The sequence below is a fragment of the Streptomyces sp. NPDC007856 genome (genome assembly GCF_042868225.1).
Classification (GTDB): Bacteria; Actinomycetota; Actinomycetes; order Streptomycetales; family Streptomycetaceae; genus Streptomyces.
In genome coordinates this window covers 184,054-202,626 of the sequence record NZ_JBIAEC010000012.1, presented here as the reverse complement: position 1 = coordinate 202,626, position 18,573 = coordinate 184,054, and the positions used below count along the sequence as shown (strand labels likewise).

General features: G+C 71.3%; 19 protein-coding genes, 1 pseudogene and 1 riboswitch. Of the genes and pseudogenes, 11 read left to right on the top strand and 9 right to left on the bottom strand.

Annotation, left to right across the window (positions count from 1 at the left end):
• Window positions 1-95: 95 nt before the first annotated feature.
• Both nagA and ACFYOH_RS27590 read right to left on the bottom strand, forming a co-directional pair.
• Complete coding sequence (gene nagA, locus ACFYOH_RS27595) at window positions 96-1,241, bottom strand: N-acetylglucosamine-6-phosphate deacetylase (protein WP_388630672.1); 1,146 nt, start codon at window positions 1,239-1,241, stop codon at window positions 96-98.
• Complete coding sequence (locus ACFYOH_RS27590) at window positions 1,241-2,191, bottom strand: ROK family protein (RefSeq protein ID WP_388631000.1); 951 nt, start codon at window positions 2,189-2,191, stop codon at window positions 1,241-1,243. The genes nagA and ACFYOH_RS27590 overlap by 1 nt, the downstream gene beginning before the upstream one ends.
• A 144-nt stretch (window positions 2,192-2,335) precedes the next feature.
• Here ACFYOH_RS27590 and ACFYOH_RS27585 point away from each other — a divergent pair, with 144 nt between their 5' ends.
• The 3 genes from ACFYOH_RS27585 to otsB all read left to right on the top strand — a co-directional run bounded on the left by ACFYOH_RS27585 (window position 2,336) and on the right by otsB (window position 4,795).
• Window positions 2,336-3,622: an extracellular solute-binding protein gene (locus ACFYOH_RS27585; protein ID WP_388630997.1), complete on the top strand. Its 1,287-nt coding sequence runs from the start codon at window positions 2,336-2,338 to the stop codon at window positions 3,620-3,622.
• 35 nt (window positions 3,623-3,657) lie between these two features.
• Complete coding sequence (locus ACFYOH_RS27580; protein ID WP_388630669.1) at window positions 3,658-3,882, top strand: DUF3263 domain-containing protein; 225 nt, start codon at window positions 3,658-3,660, stop codon at window positions 3,880-3,882.
• Window positions 3,883-3,961: 79 nt separating this feature from the next.
• Complete coding sequence (otsB, locus tag ACFYOH_RS27575; protein ID WP_388630666.1) at window positions 3,962-4,795, top strand: trehalose-phosphatase; 834 nt, start codon at window positions 3,962-3,964, stop codon at window positions 4,793-4,795.
• On the opposite strand, the gene ACFYOH_RS27570 is transcribed toward otsB, so the two are convergent.
• Both ACFYOH_RS27570 and ACFYOH_RS27565 read right to left on the bottom strand, forming a co-directional pair.
• Window positions 4,783-6,222 (bottom strand): trehalose-6-phosphate synthase, encoded by a 1,440-nt coding sequence (locus ACFYOH_RS27570; RefSeq protein ID WP_388630664.1) that lies wholly within the window; start codon window positions 6,220-6,222, stop codon window positions 4,783-4,785. The two genes, otsB and ACFYOH_RS27570, sit on opposite strands and share 13 nt — an antisense overlap.
• 72 nt (window positions 6,223-6,294) lie before the next feature.
• Window positions 6,295-7,239, bottom strand: a complete 945-nt coding sequence (locus ACFYOH_RS27565; protein ID WP_388630661.1) for a glucosyl-3-phosphoglycerate synthase — start codon at window positions 7,237-7,239, stop codon at window positions 6,295-6,297.
• Between the two features lie 132 nt (window positions 7,240-7,371).
• Window positions 7,372-7,512: riboswitch (SAM riboswitch) on the top strand.
• A 17-nt stretch (window positions 7,513-7,529) separates the two neighbouring features.
• Between ACFYOH_RS27565 and thrC the strand changes: the two genes are divergently transcribed.
• The 5 genes from thrC (at window position 7,530) to ACFYOH_RS27540 (ending at window position 13,206) form a co-directional block, all read left to right on the top strand.
• Complete coding sequence (thrC, locus tag ACFYOH_RS27560; RefSeq protein WP_388630658.1) at window positions 7,530-8,813, top strand: threonine synthase; 1,284 nt, start codon at window positions 7,530-7,532, stop codon at window positions 8,811-8,813.
• Window positions 8,810-9,085, top strand: a complete 276-nt coding sequence (locus tag ACFYOH_RS27555) for a MoaD/ThiS family protein (RefSeq protein ID WP_004000249.1) — start codon at window positions 8,810-8,812, stop codon at window positions 9,083-9,085. Before thrC ends, ACFYOH_RS27555 begins: the two co-directional genes overlap by 4 nt.
• Before the next feature lie 432 nt (window positions 9,086-9,517).
• A complete protein-coding gene (locus ACFYOH_RS27550; RefSeq protein WP_019057200.1) occupies window positions 9,518-9,724 on the top strand; it encodes a cold-shock protein in 207 nt (68 codons plus the stop codon).
• A 384-nt stretch (window positions 9,725-10,108) separates the two neighbouring features.
• Window positions 10,109-11,731 (top strand): chaperonin GroEL, encoded by a 1,623-nt coding sequence (gene groL, locus ACFYOH_RS27545; protein WP_031170937.1) that lies wholly within the window; start codon window positions 10,109-10,111, stop codon window positions 11,729-11,731.
• Between the two features lie 350 nt (window positions 11,732-12,081).
• Entirely contained in the window at window positions 12,082-13,206 is a 1,125-nt protein-coding gene (locus ACFYOH_RS27540; RefSeq protein ID WP_388630652.1) for an NADH:flavin oxidoreductase, read from the top strand.
• 12 nt (window positions 13,207-13,218) lie between these two features.
• Here the strand turns inward: ACFYOH_RS27540 and ACFYOH_RS27535 are convergent, their stop codons facing one another.
• A complete protein-coding gene (locus ACFYOH_RS27535; RefSeq protein WP_388630649.1) occupies window positions 13,219-13,788 on the bottom strand; it encodes a hypothetical protein in 570 nt (189 codons plus the stop codon).
• A gap of 91 nt (window positions 13,789-13,879) precedes the next feature.
• Here ACFYOH_RS27535 and ACFYOH_RS27530 point away from each other — a divergent pair, with 91 nt between their 5' ends.
• Complete coding sequence (locus ACFYOH_RS27530) at window positions 13,880-14,533, top strand: class I SAM-dependent methyltransferase (RefSeq protein WP_388630646.1); 654 nt, start codon at window positions 13,880-13,882, stop codon at window positions 14,531-14,533.
• A gap of 27 nt (window positions 14,534-14,560) precedes the next feature.
• Here the strand turns inward: ACFYOH_RS27530 and ACFYOH_RS27525 are convergent.
• The 3 genes and pseudogenes from ACFYOH_RS27525 to ACFYOH_RS27515 all read right to left on the bottom strand — a co-directional run.
• Window positions 14,561-14,836: pseudogene (locus ACFYOH_RS27525) on the bottom strand (PTS glucose/sucrose transporter subunit IIB); the annotation flags it as partial.
• A 54-nt stretch (window positions 14,837-14,890) separates the two neighbouring features.
• Window positions 14,891-15,814 (bottom strand): N-acetylmuramic acid 6-phosphate etherase, encoded by a 924-nt coding sequence (gene murQ, locus ACFYOH_RS27520; protein WP_388630643.1) that lies wholly within the window; start codon window positions 15,812-15,814, stop codon window positions 14,891-14,893.
• Window positions 15,815-15,901: 87 nt separating this feature from the next.
• On the bottom strand, window positions 15,902-16,807 hold the full coding sequence (locus tag ACFYOH_RS27515; protein WP_388630640.1) for a MurR/RpiR family transcriptional regulator: 906 nt from the start codon (window positions 16,805-16,807) through the stop codon (window positions 15,902-15,904).
• Between the two features lie 56 nt (window positions 16,808-16,863).
• Between ACFYOH_RS27515 and ACFYOH_RS27510 the strand changes: the two genes are divergently transcribed.
• Window positions 16,864-17,247, top strand: coding sequence for a hypothetical protein (locus ACFYOH_RS27510; RefSeq protein ID WP_388630637.1), 384 nt, complete (start codon window positions 16,864-16,866; stop codon window positions 17,245-17,247).
• Window positions 17,244-17,522 carry a DUF4031 domain-containing protein gene (locus ACFYOH_RS27505; protein WP_388630634.1) on the top strand — a complete coding sequence of 93 codons (279 nt, stop codon included), beginning with the start codon at window positions 17,244-17,246 and terminating at the stop codon, window positions 17,520-17,522. The genes ACFYOH_RS27510 and ACFYOH_RS27505 overlap by 4 nt, the downstream gene beginning before the upstream one ends.
• Here ACFYOH_RS27505 and ACFYOH_RS27500 read toward each other — a convergent pair.
• Complete coding sequence (locus ACFYOH_RS27500) at window positions 17,504-18,571, bottom strand: GNAT family N-acetyltransferase (protein ID WP_388630631.1); 1,068 nt, start codon at window positions 18,569-18,571, stop codon at window positions 17,504-17,506. The genes ACFYOH_RS27505 and ACFYOH_RS27500 overlap by 19 nt on opposite strands.
• Window positions 18,572-18,573 lie beyond the last annotated feature (2 nt).

The following is an 18,573-nucleotide window of genomic DNA, read 5'->3' as shown; positions in this document are numbered from 1 at the left end:
GTGCCTGTCATCGGTTCCGGGGGCACGATCATGCCAAACAGACGGCGGCCGGCCCAGTCATGAGCCGGCCGTCGTCCAGGGAAAAGACGGGCAGATCAGGCCAGTTGGGGCGGGATCACCAGCCACTCGCCCCGCCGCATCACGCCCTTGAGGTCGAAGCCCGCGTCCAGCACCAGCAGGTCGGCGTCCTTGCCCGGCTCCAGCGAGCCGATGCGGTCGGAAAGACCCAGGAGGCGGGCGGGGTTGACCGACAGGGCCTGTACGGCGTCCTCGACCGACAGCCGATCGACGGTCACCGCCCGCCTGAACGCACGGTCCAGGGTCAGCGTGGAGCCCGCGATCGAGCCGCCCTCCACCAGCCGGGCCACACCCTCGCTGACCTCGACCTCCAGCGGGCCGAGCATGTAACGGCCGTCGCCGATCCCGGCCGCGTCCATCGCGTCCGTGATGAACGCGACCCGGTCCGCGCCCGCGCGGTGGAAGGCCAGCTCCAGCGCGGCCGGGTGGAGATGCGTGCCGTCGTTGATCAGCTCGACCGTGACCCGCTCGTCCTCCAGCAGGGCGGCGATGGGGCCGGGGGCGCGGTGGCCGAGGGCGGGCATGGCGTTGAACAGGTGGGTGGCCACCGTGGCGCCCGCGTCGATGGCCTCGACCGTCTGCTCGTACGTGGCGTCCGTGTGCCCGATCGCCGCGATGACCCCGTGCTCGGCGAGCAGCCGTACGGAGTCGATGCCGCCCGGCAGCTCGGTCGCGAGCGTGACCATCTTCGCCTTGCCGCGCGCGGCGTCGATCAGCTTGCGGACCTCGGCCGGGTCAGGGTCGCGCAGCAGCGCCTCGGAGTGCGCGCCCTTGCGGCACGGCGAGATGAACGGCCCCTCGAAGTGGATGCCCGCGATCTCCCCCTGCTCGGCCAGCTCGCTCAGCAGCCCGGCCTGCGTCGCCAGCAGGTCCGTCTCGTCGGTGACGGTGGAGGCGACGAGGGTGGTGGTGCCGTGCAGGCGGTGGGTGCGGACGGCCTTCATGACGTCGTCCGGGGTACCGGAGAAGGAGGCTCCGCCGCCGCCGTGGTTGTGGATGTCGACGAAGCCCGGTACCAGCCAGTGGCCGGTGAGGTCGAGCGTCTCGGCGCTCTCGGCCGTCGCGGCCACGATCTTCGTGCCCTCGACGCAAACGCGTCCGTCGTCCACCACTCCGCCGGGCAGCACCACCCGAGCACCTGTGAGAACCAAGCTGGGAGCCATCAGGCGCTTACCTCCGGAGTCGTAGAAGTGGTTGTCGTGGCCAGCAGGTCGCGGGCCAGCAGGCCGGCGCCCAGGCAGCCGGCGGTGTCGCCGAGGGCGGCGGGGACGATGGCCGGGAGCTTCTGGAAGGTGACCCGGCGCCGGACGGCGTCGCGCAGCGGTGGGAACAACACTTCCCCCGCCTCGGCGAGACCGCCACCGATGATCAGGGTGCGCGGGTCCAGCAGGGTGAGCGCGGTGACCAGGCCGTCGGCGAGCGCGTCGACCGCCTGCTGCCAGACCCGGACGGCGTTCGGGTCGCCGGACGCGACGGCCTTGGCACAGTCGGCGGCGTCCGCGTCCGGGTCCCCGCAGGCCGCAGCCCAGGCCTCGCTGACGGCGGACGCGGAGGCGTACCGCTCCAGGCAGCCGTGCTGCCCGCAGGGGCACGCGATCCCGCCGGGCCGTACGACCACATGGCCGATCTCGCCCGCGAAGCCGTGCGCGCCCGCCTCCACCCGGCCGTCGATGCCGATGGCGCCCGCGATCCCGGTGCCGAGCGGCACGAACAGGAACCGGTCGGCGCCCCTGCCCGCGCCGATCCGGCCCTCGGCGAGACCGCCGGTGCGCACGTCGTGGCCGAGGGCGACGGGGATGCCGAGCCGCTCGGTGAGCAGGGCGCGCAGCGGTACGTCCCGCCAGCCGAGGTTGGCGGCGTAGGAGGCGATGCCCCGCTCCTCGTCGACGATGCCGGGGACCGCGATGCCGGCAGCGGCGGCGGCCACGCCGTAGTGCTCGACGCCGTACGCGCGCAGCTCGGCGGCGAAGTCGAGGATCGTCCCGACCACCGCGTCCGGTCCGCGCTCGCGTCCGGTGGCGCGGCGGGCGCGGTGGAGCAGTACGCCGCCGTCGCCGACGAGGGCGGCCTTCATCCCGGTACCGCCCACGTCCAGGGCGATGACATGTCTCACCACGGGCCCTAGTGTGGCCCCCCACCCGCGAGAGGTCTAGTCCACTCACGTGGTGTAGACCTTATGTGTCCATATATTGAACGGTCAGACAGCAGGGTTGGGGTTTTGAGGGTGCTGCGTCGGCGTACGGCAGGAACGATCGCGGTGGTGTCCGCACTGGGCATGACGGCGGTCCTCGGCGGCTGCGGGAGTACGGCCTCCGAAGTGACACTGAGACTCGTCGCCGCCGACTACGGCGACTCCCCCGCCAACAGCTCGAAGAAGTACTGGGACGCCCTGGCCAAGGAGTACGAGTCCAAGCACCCCGGTGTGAAGATCGACGTCAGCGTGTACTCCTGGAACGACGTCGACGCCAAGGTCAAGGACATGGTCGCCGCCGGCCACGCCCCGGACCTGGCCCAGATCGGCGCCTACGCCGACTACGCGGCAGCCGGCAAGCTCTACCCGGCCTCCGACCTGCTCTCCATCCCCACCCAGGCCGACCTCCTCGCCCAGCTCTCCGAGGCCGGCCAGTGGAACCACACGCAGTACGGCATACCCTTCGCCGCCTCCACGCGCGTGCTCTTCTACAACAAGACCCTGTTCGCCAAGGCCGGCATCACCCCGCCCACCACCTGGGACGAGCTGGCCGCCGACGCCAGGGCGCTCAAGGACAAGGGCGTGAAGTACCCCTTCGCGCTGCCGCTCGGCCCCGAGGAGGCCCAAGCTGAGACCATGCAGTGGCTGCTCAGCGGCAGCAGCGGCAGCAGCGGCACCAACGGCAGCAGCGGCACCAACGGCGGCAACGGCTACACCGACGACATCGGCACCTACACCATCGACTCCGCGCCGAACGTCCAGACCTTCACCTGGCTCAAGGACGAGCTGGTCGACAAGGGCCTGACCGGGCCGGTGGCGCCCGGCAGGCTCAACCGCGCGGACGCGTTCGCCGCCTTCGCCGACGGCCAGGTCGGCATGCTCAACGGGCACCCCACACTGATCCAGCAGGCCGAGAAGAAGGGCGTGCAGTTCGGCATGGTGCCGATGCCGGGGCGCACCGGTACATCCAGGGCGTCCATGGGCGTCACCGACTGGATGATGGCCTTCAAGCAGAACGGTCACCGCGACCGGATCGGCGACTTCCTCAACTTCGTCTACAGCGAGAAGAACGTCCTGGCGTTCTCCCGCGAGTACGGCCTGCTGCCGGTCACCGGCTCCGCGTCCAACACCATGAGCGCGTCGGACGCCCCGACCGACAGCCCTCTGCACCCCTTCCTCGACCAGCTGCCGACCTCCGAGCTGTACCCCGCCGGCAAGACCTCCTGGGCGACGGTCAGCGCGGCCGTGAAGCAGAACATCGGCCAGGCCGTCGCCCCCGGCGGCGACCCGGCCGGCGTCCTGACCCGCCTCCAGACGACGGCGACGGCGGCGGACAGCAGCGCCAGGAACTGAGCGCGGCTGTCAGTGCCCACCGCTACGGTGACTCCATGGAACTGCCCCTCCGCGAACAAGCCATCCTCGCCCTGGAGCGCCGCGGCTTCCCCGGCCCCGGCGCGAAGGAGCGAGCGATACGCGAGGAACTGGGCCTGTCCCCGGTCCGCTACTACCAGCTCCTGAACGCGCTCCTGGACGACGAGCGGGCCCTGGCGGCGGACCCGGTGACGGTGAACCGCCTGCGGAGGGTGCGGGAGACCCGGCGCACGGAACGCTGAACCGGCTGCGCGGGCGCTCGTTCGGCCGACCGAGAAGGCCCCAGGAGTGAGGCCGGGCGAGCCTGGATAGTGTCGCTGTATGGACCCTCTGCCGACCCCGCAGACCCAGCCCGGCCGGGACGGACTCGCCGCGCTCCTGGCGAAGCCGTCCGCCGCGATCGTCGGTCTGGACTTCGACGGCACACTGGCCCCCATCGTCGCCGACCCCGAGCAGGCCCGCGCCCACCCCGAGGCCGTACCGGCCCTCGCCGCACTCGCCCCGAAGGTCGCCTCCGTCGCCGTGATCACCGGCCGCCCCGCCGGCGTCGCGGTCCGCTACGGCGGCTTCGCCGGCGTCCCCGGCCTGGAGCGCCTGACCGTCCTCGGCCACTACGGCGCCGAACGCTGGGACGCGGTCACCGCCACCGTCACCGCCCCGCCCCCGCACCCCGGCGTCGCGGCGGCCCGCGCCGAGCTGCCGGGCGTGCTGGACCGCGCCGGCGCCTGGCACGGCACCTGGATCGAGGAGAAGGGCCGGGCGGTCGCGGTGCACACCCGCCGCGCCGACGACCCGCAGGCCGCGTTCGAGGCCCTGCGCGGCCCCCTCACCGACCTCGCCGCCCGCCACGGCCTGATCGTCGAACCCGGCCGGCTGGTCCTGGAACTGCGCCCGCCGGGCATGGACAAGGGCGTGGCCCTCGCCGACCACGTCCGCAGGACCGGCGCCGAGTCCGTCCTCTACGCCGGAGACGACCTCGGCGACCTCCCCGCCTTCGCCGCCGTCGACGAACTCCGCGCCGACGGCGTCCCCGGCCTCCTGGTCTGCAGCGGCAGCACGGAGGTCACGGAGCTGGCGGAACGCGCGGACGTGGTGGTGGACGGCCCGCCCGGCGTCGTACACCTGCTGCGGACCCTCGCGGCTCAGCTGGACTGAAGCTCCTCCAGCGCCCGCAGCTGATCCAGGAACCACTGAGCGGGCGGCAACGCGGTGGCGGCAGCGGCCAGCCGCTTCGACCGCTCCGCCCGCTCGTCCGCCGGCATGCTCAGCGCGGAGTGCAACGCGTCGGCCGTACCCCCGATGTCGTACGGGTTCACCACGAGCGCGTCGGCGCCCAGCTCCTCGTACGCCCCTGCCTCCCGCGACAGCACCAGCGCACAGCCCTCGTCGGAGACGACCGGCACCTCCTTGGCGACCAGGTTCATGCCGTCCCGGATGGGGTTGACCAGCGCCACGTCGGCGAGCCGGTACGCGGCCAGGGAACGGGCGAAGTCGTCCTTGACGTGCAGCACGATCGGCGTCCAACCGGGGGTGCCATAGGCCGAGTTGATCTCCTCGGCCACCCGCTGGACCTCGGCGGTGTAGTCCCGGTACACGGCGAGGTCCTGCCGCGACGGATACGCGAACGCCAGATGCACCACCCGCTCCCGCCACTCGGGACGGTCCTCCAGCAACTGCCGGTACGCCAGCAGACCGCGCACGATGTTCTTGGACAGCTCGGTGCGGTCGACGCGCACGACGGTCCTGCGGCCTTCGCCGATCTCCGCGCGCAGCGCGGCCATCCGCTCGTCCACATCGGGCTCATGGGCCCGCTTGCGCAGGAAGTCGGCGTCCGCGCCGAGCCCGTGCACACCGACCCGCAGGGCCGGGGTACCGGGTCCCAGGACCGCGTGACAGCACTCCGTGAAGGCGTCCGCCCAGCGCCTGGTCAGGAACGCCGCCCGGTCCGCGCCCAGGATGCCGCGCAGCAGCTCGGCGGCGATGTCGTCGGGCAGCAGCCGGAAGTACTCCGGTGGCGCCCACGGGGTGTGCGAGAAATGGCCGATCCGCAGGTCGGGGCGCAGCTCGCGGAGCATCCCCGGCACCAGGCACAGGTGGTAGTCCTGCACCAGCACCGCCGCACCCTCGGCCGCCTCCTCGGCCAGCGCCTCGGCGAACGCCCGGTTGTAGGCCTCGTACGACGCCCACTGGCGCCGGAACTCCGTGTCGAAGACCGGCTCCAGCGGGGTCTGGTACAGCATGTGGTGCACGAACCACAGCACCGAGTTGGCGATGCCGTTGTAGGCGTCCGAGTGGACCTTCGCGTCGATGTCCAGCATCCGCACCCGCTGCCCGCCGGTGTCCTCGTCCGGCAGCGGCCCGCCGCCCGCGCGCCGTACGGCCTCCCGGTCCCCGTCGTCGAGCGCCGCGCACACCCACAGCGAGTCCGCGTCCGGTCCGATGGCCGACAGCCCCGAGACCAGCCCGCCGCCGCCCCGCTTGGCGGACAGCGAGCCGTTCTCGTCCACCGTGTACGAAACCGGGCCGCGGTTGGACGCGACCAGCACCTGAGCCTTCTCGGCAGCACCCTGCGTGGAAGCCATGGTCCTCAACCTAGCCCGGCCCGGAAACGCTCAAACGTACGGCCACGCCGGGTGTCGCGGCCGTATACGAACTCAGGCCACGCGGCGCTCGGCGTACTCGGCGATCTCCGCCATCGGCGGCCGTTCCTCGGTGTCCACCGAGTAGGTGCGCGGCTCGAAGCCGTCCTCGCCCCGCTCGAACTGGGTGAGGGAGGGGCGGATCAGATGGCCCCGGGCCAGCCTCAGCTGGGCCGTGCGGTAGATCGCCGCGGCCATCCGGCCCAGCGCCTGCCCGTCCTGGTGGCGGTGCTTGCGCACGCCCACGTCCACCTGCGCCAGCGCGTCGAGACCCACCAGGTGCAGGGCGTCCACCAGCATGCCCAGCTCCACGCCGTACCCGACCGGGAACGGCAGCTGTTCCAGCAGCGAGCGCCGGGCCGCGTACTCGCCGCCCAGCGGCTGCACGAATCCGGCCAGCTGCGGCCAGTGCATGTTCAGCAGCGGGCGGGCCATCAGCTCGGTGACCCGGCCGCCCTGGCCGGCCGCCCCGGCGAGCGGACGGTCGTACATCGCCTTGACCAGGTCCACGTCCGGCTCGGTGAGCAGCGGGCCGACGATCCCGGTGACGAAGTCGGGGGAGAACTCCTTCAGGTCCGCGTCGACGAAGCAGACGATGTCCCCGCTGGTCACCAGCAGCGAGCGCCACAGCACCTCGCCCTTTCCGGGGACGGCGGGGATGCGGGGCAGGATCTCGTCCCGGTGAACGACCCGGGCGCCCGCGGCGGCGGCGACCTCGGCGGTGCGGTCGGTGGAGCCGGAGTCGACCACCACGATCTCGTCGACGAGCGGGACCCGCTCCACGAGGTCGTGGCGGATGATCGCGACGATGTCGCCGACCGTCTCCTCCTCGTTGAGCGCGGGCAGCACGACGGACACCGACTGGCCCGTACGCTGCTTGGCGGCCAAGATCTTGTGCAGTGGGCGATCGGTCACGGACCAGGAGCGGGTGCTCAGCCAGCGCTCGACTTCTTCCAGCACGGTCGGCGGCTCCTCACTGTTGTCTCGCGGTTCGGACGACTCTCTCAACTGTCTTGGCCTTCGGTTACAGTCTTGAACAACGCTGATGACCATCGCATGTCGGGGGTCAGCCAGGCGCTCACAACCGCATACCGCTCATCCAGAGGGGCAGAGGGACACGGCCCGATGAAGCCCCGGCAACCCCCCTGAGCCGCACTCGTTCACGCGAGGCTCCCGGCCAGGGAAGGTGCCAAATCCGTCTCACGGCGAGGTGCGTCGTGAGGAAGATGAGGAGAAAGGGCCTCGCCTCCATGGCTGTGCAGACAGTTGCAAGCTCGACCGATTCCACCGTCGACCTCGGCCCCGCCGCGGCCCTGAGCTGTCGCGAGTGCGGTCACCGCGTCTCGCTCGGCCCGGTGTTCGCCTGCGAGGAGTGTTTCGGCCCGCTGGAGATCGCCTACGACTTCTCCGCCTACGAGACCGAAGAGCTGCGCCGCCGTATCGAGTCCGGCCCCGCGAACATCTGGCGGTACGCGCCGCTGCTGCCGGTCCCGGCCGACGTCGCCGACAAGCCGAACCTGAACCCGGGCTGGACCAAGCTGGTCAAGGCCGACAACCTCGCGGCCGAACTCGGCGTCACCGGCGGCCTGTTCGTCAAGGACGACTCCGGCAACCCGACCCACTCCTTCAAGGACCGCGTGGTGGCCCAGGCCCTGGAGGCCGCGCGCGCCTTCGGCTTCACCACCCTGTCCTGCTCCTCCACCGGCAACCTCGCCGGTGCCGTCGGCGCCGCCGCCGCCCGGGCCGGCTTCCGCTCCTGTGTGTTCATCCCGCACGACCTGGAGCAGGGCAAGGTCGTCATGGCCGCGGTCTACGGCGGCGAGCTGGTCGGCATCGAGGGCAACTACGACGACGTGAACCGCTTCTGCTCCGAGCTGATCGGCGACCCGGCGGGCGAGGGCTGGGGCTTCGTCAACGTCAACCTGCGGCCGTACTACGCGGAGGGATCCAAGACCCTCGCGTACGAGATCTGCGAGCAGCTCGGCTGGCGGCTGCCCGACCAGATCGTGGTCCCGATCGCCTCCGGCTCCCAGCTCACCAAGATCGACAAGGGTCTGCAGGAGCTGATCAAGCTGGGTCTGGTCGAGGACAAGCCGTACAAGATCTTCGGTGCGCAGGCCGAGGGCTGCTCGCCGGTGTCGAGCGCCTTCAAGGCCGGCCACGACGTCGTACGGCCCCAGAAGCCGAACACCATCGCCAAGTCCCTCGCCATCGGCAACCCGGCCGACGGGCCGTACGTCCTGGACATCGCGCGCCGCACCGGCGGTGCGGTGGAGGACGTGACGGACGCGGAAGTCGTCGACGCCATCAAGCTGCTGGCCCGCACGGAGGGCATCTTCGCGGAGACGGCGGGCGGTGTGACCGTCGGCGTCACCCGCAAGCTGCTCAAGGACGGCGTCCTGGACCCGACGAAGACCACGGTGGTCCTCAACACCGGCGACGGCCTGAAGACCCTTGACGCGGTGGCCGGTACCGGCCTCACCGCCACCATCCGACCGACCCTGGACTCCTTCCGAGAGGCTGGCCTCGCATGAGCGTGACCGTTCGCATCCCCACCATCCTGCGCACCTACACGGGCGGGCAGGCCGAAGTGGCAGCCGAGGGCGCCACCCTCGCCGAGGTCATCGCCGACCTGGAGAAGAACCACACCGGCATCGCCGCGCGCGTGCTGGACGACCAGGGCAAGCTGCGCCGGTTCGTGAACGTCTACGTCAACGACGACGACGTGCGCTTCGAGCAGGGCCTGGAGACCGCGACCCCGGACGGCGCCGGCGTCTCCATCATTCCGGCCGTCGCCGGCGGCTGATCGTTACCTTAGGTAACTTCAGTTACGCATTGTTCATCGAATTGCCCCCTCCGTGAGAGAAGCGGAGGGGGCAATTCTGCGTGATTGAGCGCGGTAGAGTTGGGGAACGCGCTCTCGACATGACCGGTCGGGAGCCCTGTATTCATGCCGGACGCCCGACAAGAAGTAGCCAAAGTGTGCGGGCTTTATGCGGCTTTTGTGGCGGTCTGTAGGGCCCGACTTGCCCTGAAGTCGGGTGAATTCACACCACATTCCGGACCGTTCCCGTCCAGAATTCTCGTCCGATTGACCTGTTGCAGACGGCAGTTGGACAGATACATTCAGCCGCGGTCGACGCGTTCCGGCGCACGCCCCCGACCGATGGGGGGTGAGGTCTGACCCGGGTCCGCGAAGTGTGGATCTGTGCAAGGGCCAGTAATAGGGGAGTTAGGCATGGCTCAGGGCACCGTCAAGTGGTTCAACGCGGAGAAGGGGTACGGCTTCATCGCGGTCGACGGTGGTGCGGATGTTTTCGTCCACTACAGCGCGATCCAGATGGACGGTTACCGCACCCTGGAAGAGGGGCAGCGGGTCGACTTCGAGATCTCGCAGGGCCAGAAGGGCCCGCAGGCGGACATGGTCCGGCTGGCGACCAGCTGAAGCACGCGTCGACTGTCAGCGACGTTCTTCGTTCATCTTCGCAGGGCCCGCACCTCGCTCGGGGTGTGGGCCCTGCGTCATGCCCGGGGTCCGGTGTTCGCGGGCGGCTGACGGGGGTGCCGTACCCCGGAGGGCGCTTGCGCCCACCCGTCGCCCGACCACCACCCCTCAACGAACCCGCTTCGCGGGTGCGCCTTGCACTCGTGCATGCCGAGTGCTAATCATTGGCGTTAGCACTCTGAAGGTGAGAGTGACAGTGAAGGACCGGGTCGGTGAGGCCCGCAGGCCAAGTGGGGCAAGGAACCACGCGGCCGGCGAGCCGTCCGTCGCGGGCGCGGGCGCGGTCCGAAGGAATCACCCCCAGTCCTGGAGGGACCACTTCACATGGCCAAGATCATCGCGTTCGACGAGGAGGCGCGGCGCGGCCTCGAGCGCGGCATGAACCAGCTCGCGGACGCCGTCAAGGTGACGCTCGGCCCCAAGGGCCGCAACGTCGTCCTCGAGAAGAAGTGGGGCGCCCCCACGATCACCAACGATGGCGTCTCCATCGCCAAGGAGATCGAGCTCGAGGACCCGTACGAGAAGATCGGCGCCGAGCTGGTCAAGGAAGTCGCCAAGAAGACGGACGACGTCGCCGGTGACGGTACGACCACCGCGACCGTGCTCGCCCAGGCCCTGGTCAAGGAGGGCCTGCGCAACGTCGCCGCCGGTGCCAACCCGATGGCGCTGAAGCGCGGTATCGAGAAGGCCGTCGAGGCCGTCTCCGCCGCCCTGCTGGAGCAGGCGAAGGACGTCGAGACCAAGGAGCAGATCGCCTCCACCGCGTCCATCTCCGCCGCCGACACCCAGATCGGCGAGCTGATCGCCGAGGCCATGGACAAGGTCGGCAAGGAAGGCGTCATCACCGTCGAGGAGAGCAACACCTTCGGTCTGGAGCTCGAGCTCACCGAGGGCATGCGCTTCGACAAGGGCTACATCTCCGCCTACTTCGCGACCGACATGGAGCGCATGGAGGCGTCGCTCGAGGACCCGTACATCCTCATCGCCAACTCCAAGATCGGCTCCGTCAAGGACCTGCTCCCGCTCCTGGAGAAGGTCATGCAGTCGGGCAAGCCGCTGCTGATCATCGCCGAGGACGTCGAGGGCGAGGCCCTGTCGACCCTGGTCGTCAACAAGATCCGCGGCACCTTCAAGTCCGTCGCCGTCAAGGCCCCGGGCTTCGGTGACCGCCGCAAGGCCATGCTCGGCGACATCGCCATCCTCACGGGCGGCGAGGTCATCTCCGAGGAGGTCGGCCTCAAGCTGGAGAACGCGACCCTGGACCTCCTGGGCCGCGCCCGCAAGGTCGTCATCACCAAGGACGAGACCACCATCGTCGACGGCGCCGGCTCCTCGGAGCAGGTCAACGGCCGCGTCAACCAGATCCGCGCCGAGATCGAGAACAGCGACTCGGACTACGACCGCGAGAAGCTCCAGGAGCGCCTGGCCAAGCTCGCGGGCGGCGTCGCGGTCATCAAGGCCGGTGCCGCCACCGAGGTGGAGCTCAAGGAGCGCAAGCACCGCATCGAGGACGCCGTCCGCAACGCGAAGGCGGCCGTCGAGGAGGGCATCGTCGCCGGTGGCGGCGTGGCCCTGCTGCAGGCCTCCCAGGTCTTCGAGAAGCTGGAGCTCGAGGGTGACGAGGCGACCGGCGCCAACGCCGTGCGCATCGCCCTGGAGGCCCCGCTGAAGCAGATCGCCGTCAACGCCGGCCTCGAGGGCGGTGTCGTGGTGGAGAAGGTGCGCAACCTGACCCCGGGCCACGGCCTGAACGCCGCGACCGGCGAGTACGTCGACCTGGTCGCCGAGGGCATCATCGACCCGGCGAAGGTGACCCGCTCTGCTCTGCAGAACGCCGCCTCCATCGCCGCGCTGTTCCTCACCACCGAGGCCGTCATCGCCGACAAGCCGGAGAAGGCCGCCGCGCCGGCCGGCGGCGGCATGCCGGGCGGTGACATGGACTTCTGATCCTTCCCGGATCACCTGTCCTTTGCGAGGGCGGCATCCCCAGCTTCCGGCTGGGGATGCCGCCCTCGGGCGTTTGCTGAGGTCGGTCGGCGTAGTCCTTCAGCTTCTCGGTGTCGAGGGTGATGCCGACAGCTGGGCAACGGTCGCCGGATCGTCTTCCAGCCGTCCGGGGGTCAGGCCCTTCGGAGTAGGCCAGGCGGCGGCTGAACCGGGGCAGTGTGAGCGGTGTCACGTAAAGGCTTCTGCAGGGGCGGAATGTGGGGCAGCGCATAGGCGATTACTTAAGGAGCTGCAACAATGCGTGCTCACATACCGCTCGGTTAACCCCGTCTCTCACGAGGAGCCCCCACGTGACCGTCACGACGCCCGCCTCCCGCGCGGCCCAGGTCCTGTCCCGCCCGATCGCGCTCAACGGTCTCACCGTCCCCAACCGGATCGTGATGGCGCCGATGACCCGCATGTTCTCCCCGGGCGGCATCCCGGGTGAGGACGTGCGCTCGTACTACTCCCGCCGGGCCGCCGCCGGAGTCGGCCTGATCGTCACCGAGGGCACGTACGTCGGCCATGAGTCGGCCGGCAACAGCGCGCGCGTGCCCCGGTTCCACGGGGAGGAGCAGCTCGCGGGCTGGGCGAAGGTCGCCGAGGACGTGCACGCGGCGGGCGGCACGATCGTCCCGCAGCTGTGGCACATCGGCATGGTCCGCAAGGACGGCGAGGCCCCCTTCCCGGACGCCCCCGCGATGGGCCCGTCCGGCCTGGTCGCGGCGGACGCCGAGCCGGCCGGCAAGGCGATGACGCAGGCGGACCTGGACGACGTCATCGCCGCGTTCGCCAAGGCCGCCGCGGATGCCGAGCGCATCGGCTTCGACGGCGTGGAGCTCCACGGCGCCCACGGCTACCTCCTCGACCAGTTCCTGTGGGAGGGCACCAACCGCCGTACCGACGCCTACGGCGGCGACGCGGTGGCCCGCACCAAGTTCTCCGCGGAGATCGTGGCCGCGGTCCGCGCCGCGGTCTCCCCCGAGTTCCCGGTCATCTTCCGCTACTCGCAGTGGAAGCAGCAGGACTACACCGCCCGCCTCGCCGAGACCCCCGAGGAGCTGGAGGCGATCCTCACCCCGCTCGCCGCGGCCGGCGTCGACGTCTTCCACGCCTCCACCCGCCGCTACTGGCTGCCGGAGTTCGACGGCTCGGACCTGAACCTGGCCGGCTGGACGAAGAAGCTCACCGGCAAGCAGGTCATCACCGTCGGCTCGGTGGGCCTCGACGGCGAGTTCCTGGGCGCCTTCCAGGGCCAGGGCTCCGAGGTCAAGGGAATCGACAACCTCCTCGACCGCATGGAGGCCGACGAGTTCGACATGGTCGCCGTGGGCCGCGCGCTGCTCCAGGACCCGGAGTGGGCGGCCAAGGTGCTCTCCGACCGCCTCGACGAGCTGAAGCCGTACGACGCGGCGTCGCTGAAGACGCTCAGCTGAGACGCCTGAGGCCTACAGGTTGCCCATGGGCTCGATGTCGACGTGCACGGGGGTGCCCCACACCCGCAGCACCTCGTAGTCGGTGAACTCGTGCACGAGCCGGTAGGCCATGGCGGGCCGCGATCCGCGCCGCTGAGCGGCGAGGTACGCCTCGGCCTCGTGCCGGTCCCGCCTCGGTGTCCCGCACAACTGCCACTCGTGCCCGTTCCACGCCTCCGGCAACCAGCGTTGCTGCGGCTGGGGCCGGTCGGCCCGGACCCCGTAGCGGGAGGGTGCGGTGGCGGTGGGCGCGGGTCCGGTCCGCCCACCCTGGAACTCCGACCGCCGGGCGGCCCGGCGCCGGGTCTCACAGAGCAGACACAGATCGGGCGCGCTCTCGTCGACGGGGCCCTGCGGATGCTCGGGGCAGCGGGTGCTGGGCGCGCCGCCCCCGACGCTCTCCTCCACCAGATCGAGCGCCCGGCGCAGGTCGGCCTTGATCTCGTGCAGCCGGGCGTCCGGGGTGTCGGCGGTCAGCGCCTCCCCGTGCTCCCCGAGAAGCCGCAGGGCCCTTCCCAGGGCGGCGAGCTGGACGTGGTTCATGTCAGCCAAGGGTACGAGAGCGGCTGCTTGGGCCGGTGCCGTGCTTCCGCGCGGTGCGTGTGGAAGGTGACCCACGTCCTAGGGTGTGATCATGTTGCCGAACCGGCTGGTTGACGCCCTCCAGCGTTTCAACGCCGCCCACCCCTGGGACCACAACGCCCACCATCACCCCTGGCTGCTACGGCAGTTGCCCAGGCGGTTCCGCACCGCCCTGGACGTGGGGTGCGGGAGCGGGGACCTCGTTCGGCTGCTGGCTCGGCGGGCGGAGTCGGTCGTCGGGGTGGATGCCGAGCCGGAGATCCTCGGGAAGGCGCGGCAGCTCACGGCCCCCGACGCTCCCGTCACCTACACCCTCGCCTCCGCCCCGCACGGTCTTCCGCCCGGCCCCTTCGACGTCATCACCTGTGTGGCCGCGCTCCATCACCTGCCCTTCGCCGAGACCCTCGACCGGCTCAAGGAAGGGCTGGCTCCGGGCGGAACCCTTGTCGTCGTCGGCTGTGCGCAGGCCGCCACGCCCCTCGATCACGCCGTCGGGCTGGTCGCCGTACCGCTCAACGCGCTGACCGGATGGGTGAAGAACCGCGGGCGGGCGGTCACCCACCGGCCCGTGTCCATGACCGCGCCCACCCGGGAGCCCGGGATGACCTACGACGAGGTCGAGCGGGAGGCCCGCCGGCTGCTTCCCGGGGCCCGGTTCCGGCGGCGGCTGTTCTGGCGTTACACGCTGGTCTGGCGGTCGCCCTGACTGCCGTACCTCAGCGGCCCTGATGGATCAGGCAGCCGTGGCCAGGAGCTTCGTCTTCTTCGGCTCGGGGCCGTCTACGGCCTGTCGTCCGGCCGTGACCCGCGCCTCCACCTCTGCCGTGATCTCGTCGACCACCCCGGGGCCGATCACGATCTGGCAGGTCGGGCCGTCGGACACCAGCCCGAGCACGCCGGGCAGGGCCCGCAATCCCTCCTCGTCCACCGCCGCCGGGTCGGCGAGGGTCAGCCGGAGGCGGGTCATGCAGTGGGCCACGGCGGTGATGTCGGCCGGGCCGCCGACCCGGGTGAGGAGGGCGGTCGCGGTGGAGGCGGGGTCGTTGCGCCCCGAGCGTGCGGGTCAGCGGGCCGCGTGCGCCAGCGCGGCACGCAGATGGCCGCCGGACTCCTCCAGGAGGCGGGCGGCCGTCGGGCCGTCGACACCGGCGAGGAGGGCGAGGATCGCGTGCTTCACCTCGCCGCCGGACTCGGTGAGGGACTTCTCGATCTCCTCGTCCGAGGCGCCCGTGGCCAGGGAGACGATCCGGCGGGAGCGGGCGCGGAGTTTGTCGTTGGAGGCGCGGACGTCGACCATCAGGTTCCCGTAGGTCTTGCCGAGCCGGATCATCGTGATCGTCGACAGCATGTTCAGGACCAGCTTCTGGGCCGTGCCCGCCTTCAGGCGCGTGGAGCCGGTGATCAGTTCGGGGCCGACCACGACCTCGATGCCGTGCTCGGCGGCGGCCGCGAGCGCGCTGCGCTCGTTGCAGGCCAGGCCGACGGTCAGCGCGCCCAGGGCCCGGGCGTGCTCGACGGCGCCGATCGCGTAGGGGGTACGGCCGGAGGCGGAGATGCCGACCACGGTGTCGGCGGGGGTGAGCGCCAGCGCGTCCAGGTCGCGGCGGGCCAGTTCCCCGGAGTCCTCCGCGCCCTCGACGGAGGTCACCATTGCCTCCCGGCCGCCCGCGAGCACGCCGACGACCTGCGCGGGGTCGGTGTTGAAGGTGGGCGGGCACTCGGCGGCGTCCAGCACGCCGAGCCGGCCGGCGGTGCCGGCGCCGGCGTAGATCAGCCGTCCGCCGCGGGCCATGCGTTCGGCGACGGCGTCGATGGCGGCGGCGATCCGGGGCAACTGGGCGGCGACGGCGGCGGGCACTCCGGCGTCCTCGCCGTTCATGAGGCGGGCGATGTCGAGGGTGGGAAGGCGGTCGATCTCGGCGAGCTCGGGCCGGAAGGCTTCGGTGGTCAGGGAAGCCAACTGCTGACGCAGGTCATGGGAGGTCATGGGGGGTGGCTCTCTCAGGTCTGGGTGCCGTTGTGCGTGCTGTTGCCCACCCGGGGTCGGTCACCTGGGGCCGGTCACCTCGGTCGGTCACCTGCGGCCGGTGCGATGCCGGTGAGCGAGCGCCTCGTACGACGCCGCCAACGCGGGCGCCGCCGACTCGTACGTGCGCTGGGCCACTCCCACGAACAGACAGTCCACCACGAGCAGTTGACTCGTCCGCGAGGACATCGCGGCGGGTCGCAGCTCGCTCTCCCGTGAGGTGGACGTGGTCAGTACGTGGTCGGCGTACTGGGTGACCGGCGAGTCCGGCCGGCCGGTGACGGCCACGGTCGTGGCCCCGTGCTCGAAGGCGACCCGCAGCGGCTCGATGACGTCCTCCGTCGAGCCCGAGTGGGTGATCGCGATCGCCACGTCATCCGAGCGGAGCTGCACCGCGTTGGTCACGGCGAGGTGCGGATCGCTGTGGGCGTGGGCTATGAGGCCTATACGGAGCAGCTTCTGGGTGAGGTCCTGGGCGACGAGCCCCGAGGCCCCTATGCCGTACACATCGGTGCGCCGGGCCCCGGCCAGCGCGCTCACAGCGGCCCCGAGCTGGACGGTGTCGAGCCCGGCGGCCGTGTCGACGAGGGTCTGCTGCTCCTCGTAGGCGAGTTTGGTGACGACGTCGGCGATGGGGTCGTCCACCGCGATGTCGGTCGTGATCGCGGGCGCCCGGCCCGACTGCTGTTGCGCGGCGAGCCCGGCGAGGGCGAGCCGCAGGTCGCGGTAGCCGGGGTAGCCGAGGAGCCGGGCGGTGCGGACGACCGTGGCCTCGCTGGTGCCGGTGAGCTCGGCGAGGCCGGTGACCGTGAGGGCGGCGCAGCCGGCCGGGTCGCTCGCGACGGCCTCCGCGACGCGCTGCATGGAGCGGGTCATGGACGGGGCGAGGGTGCGCACCTTGGCGGCGAGGGAGCCGCCCGGGCTGCCGAAAGTTTCCTTCACGTCCTGGGTCACATGTGAAAGGTATTTTCGGTTCGGCCTCGGGGTCAAGAGTGCGCACAATGGGTTCCATGGAGCCCATCACACCCCTTGAGCAGGCCCTGCATGCCGCCCGAGCCCTCGTGCTCGCCGATCTGATCGCCGGCGAGGTCGCGGAGGCGGACGTGGTCTCGCTCGTCGAGGACTCCGTCGCGGAGCGCCGCTGGTGGGTCGAGCAGTGGCCGGACGGCGCGACCTATGTCGCCGGGCTGGTCGCACAGGACGTACAGGACGCCCTGCTGGACCGGTACGGCCGCTGGCCGCTGTGCCCGGTGTGCGGCTCCGGCGACCCGCACGCGCTGGACGTGGAGCCCGAACTGGGCCCCGATCCGCACTGGGTGTGCCACAAGGCGGGCGTGAAGGTTGCCGCGGTGGGCTCGCTGGGCTCGGCCACGGGCGGAATGGCCTCTTCGTGACCCTCTACATCGACCCGCCGACCTGGCCGGGACACGGCCGCATGTGGTCGCACCTGGTCAGCGACGTGTCCTACGCCGAACTCCACGCGTTCGCCGAGCGGCTGGGCGTGCCGAGGCGCGCCTTCGAGCGCGACCACTACGACCTTCCGTCGCACCGGTACGCGGAGGCGGTGGCGGCCGGCGCGGTGGAGGTGGGCAGCCGCGAGGTGGTGCGGCTGCTGCACGCCTCGGGCCTGCGCCGGCGCAAGGGGCTTGTTCAGCGGCGCAGTTCGTAGGCGAACTCGGCACCCTCGTCGCTGACCTGAGTGAACCCGGCCCGGGTGACCACCGCCTGCGAGGCGGTGTTGTCCCGCTCGACGGTCGCGAACAGGGAGCCGACGTCGTCGCGGGCCAGCGCCCAGTCCGCGAGCGCGCGCAGGGCCTCGGTGGCGTACCCCTGACCGCGGGCGCCCTCGACCAGGTCGTAGCCGATCTCCACCCGGCCGTCCTCGTCCGGGACGCCGTGGAAGCCGATGCCGCCGATCGCACGGCCGTCCTCCTGCCGGACGAGGGCGAAGACCCCGAACTCCGGCCGGTGCACACCGGCTTCGTACGCCTTCAGCAGGAAGGAGGCGGCCTCCCGGGTGCCCTCGTACGGGCCGCCGTCGAGCCAGGTGAAGCCGCCGTCGCCGCCCAGGCGCAGACCGTGGGCGGCGGCCGGGCGGACGCCGACCAGGGTGAGGCGCTCGGCCGGGATGACCAGGTTGTTGTTCCAGCGCCACTCGGTGACCGGGGCGCGACCGGGCAGCTCGCCGCGGCCGGTGGCCCACAGCAGGGTCGGCCAGGGGGCGGGGCCGGGCTGGACGTGCGGGAAGAGGCAGGCGAGGAGGGACTCGACGAGCTCGGCCGGCGGCTCGTAGGCGATCCCGAGCCCCTCGGCCATGTCGTGGGTGTGCAGCAGCACCTCGGCGATGCCCATCGCGGCGAAGCCCTGGGCGTCGGCGCTGCGGAAGGGGTAGGGGTGGAAGGCGCGGACGCCGGGCAGGGCGGTGCGGACGGCGGCGGCGAGGAGCGCGCCGGTCGTCTCGATGACGTGCAGCAGACCCGCGTTGTCGGTGCCCTCGTCGAGGGTGAGCTCGAAGGGGAGGTAGCCGTCCTGCGCGCGTCCGGCCAGGTTGGCGGCGTAGGCGATGAGGTCGTCGGCGACATGGACGGCGGTGGTGTGGCAGTCCCACTCCAGCCGCCCGGCCGGTACGGCCCGCCAGTCCCGGTCCACCGCCGCGCGCAGTGCCGCCGTGCAGCCTGCCACGGCCTCGGTCACATCGTCCCCGTTTATCGGTCGCATGG

Bases quoted from the DNA above. Each gene is read 5' to 3' on its own strand.
- ACFYOH_RS27530 (WP_388630646.1), top strand. From the start codon at position 13,880: ATGTTGCCGAACCGGCTGGTTGACGCCCTCCAGCGTTTCAACGCCGCC.
- groL (WP_031170937.1), top strand. From the start codon at position 10,109: ATGGCCAAGATCATCGCGTTCGACGAGGAGGCGCGGCGCGGCCTCGAG.
- thrC (WP_388630658.1), top strand. From the start codon at position 7,530: ATGGCTGTGCAGACAGTTGCAAGCTCGACCGATTCCACCGTCGACCTC.
- nagA (WP_388630672.1), bottom strand. From the start codon at position 1,241: ATGGCTCCCAGCTTGGTTCTCACAGGTGCTCGGGTGGTGCTGCCCGGC.
- murQ (WP_388630643.1), bottom strand. From the start codon at position 15,814: ATGACCTCCCATGACCTGCGTCAGCAGTTGGCTTCCCTGACCACCGAA.
- ACFYOH_RS27500 (WP_388630631.1), bottom strand. From the start codon at position 18,571: ATGCGACCGATAAACGGGGACGATGTGACCGAGGCCGTGGCAGGCTGC.
- ACFYOH_RS27580 (WP_388630669.1), top strand. From the start codon at position 3,658: ATGGAACTGCCCCTCCGCGAACAAGCCATCCTCGCCCTGGAGCGCCGC.
- ACFYOH_RS27550 (WP_019057200.1), top strand. From the start codon at position 9,518: ATGGCTCAGGGCACCGTCAAGTGGTTCAACGCGGAGAAGGGGTACGGC.
- ACFYOH_RS27555 (WP_004000249.1), top strand. From the start codon at position 8,810: ATGAGCGTGACCGTTCGCATCCCCACCATCCTGCGCACCTACACGGGC.
- ACFYOH_RS27510 (WP_388630637.1), top strand. From the start codon at position 16,864: ATGGAGCCCATCACACCCCTTGAGCAGGCCCTGCATGCCGCCCGAGCC.
- otsB (WP_388630666.1), top strand. From the start codon at position 3,962: ATGGACCCTCTGCCGACCCCGCAGACCCAGCCCGGCCGGGACGGACTC.
- ACFYOH_RS27570 (WP_388630664.1), bottom strand. From the start codon at position 6,222: ATGGCTTCCACGCAGGGTGCTGCCGAGAAGGCTCAGGTGCTGGTCGCG.
- ACFYOH_RS27535 (WP_388630649.1), bottom strand. From the start codon at position 13,788: ATGAACCACGTCCAGCTCGCCGCCCTGGGAAGGGCCCTGCGGCTTCTC.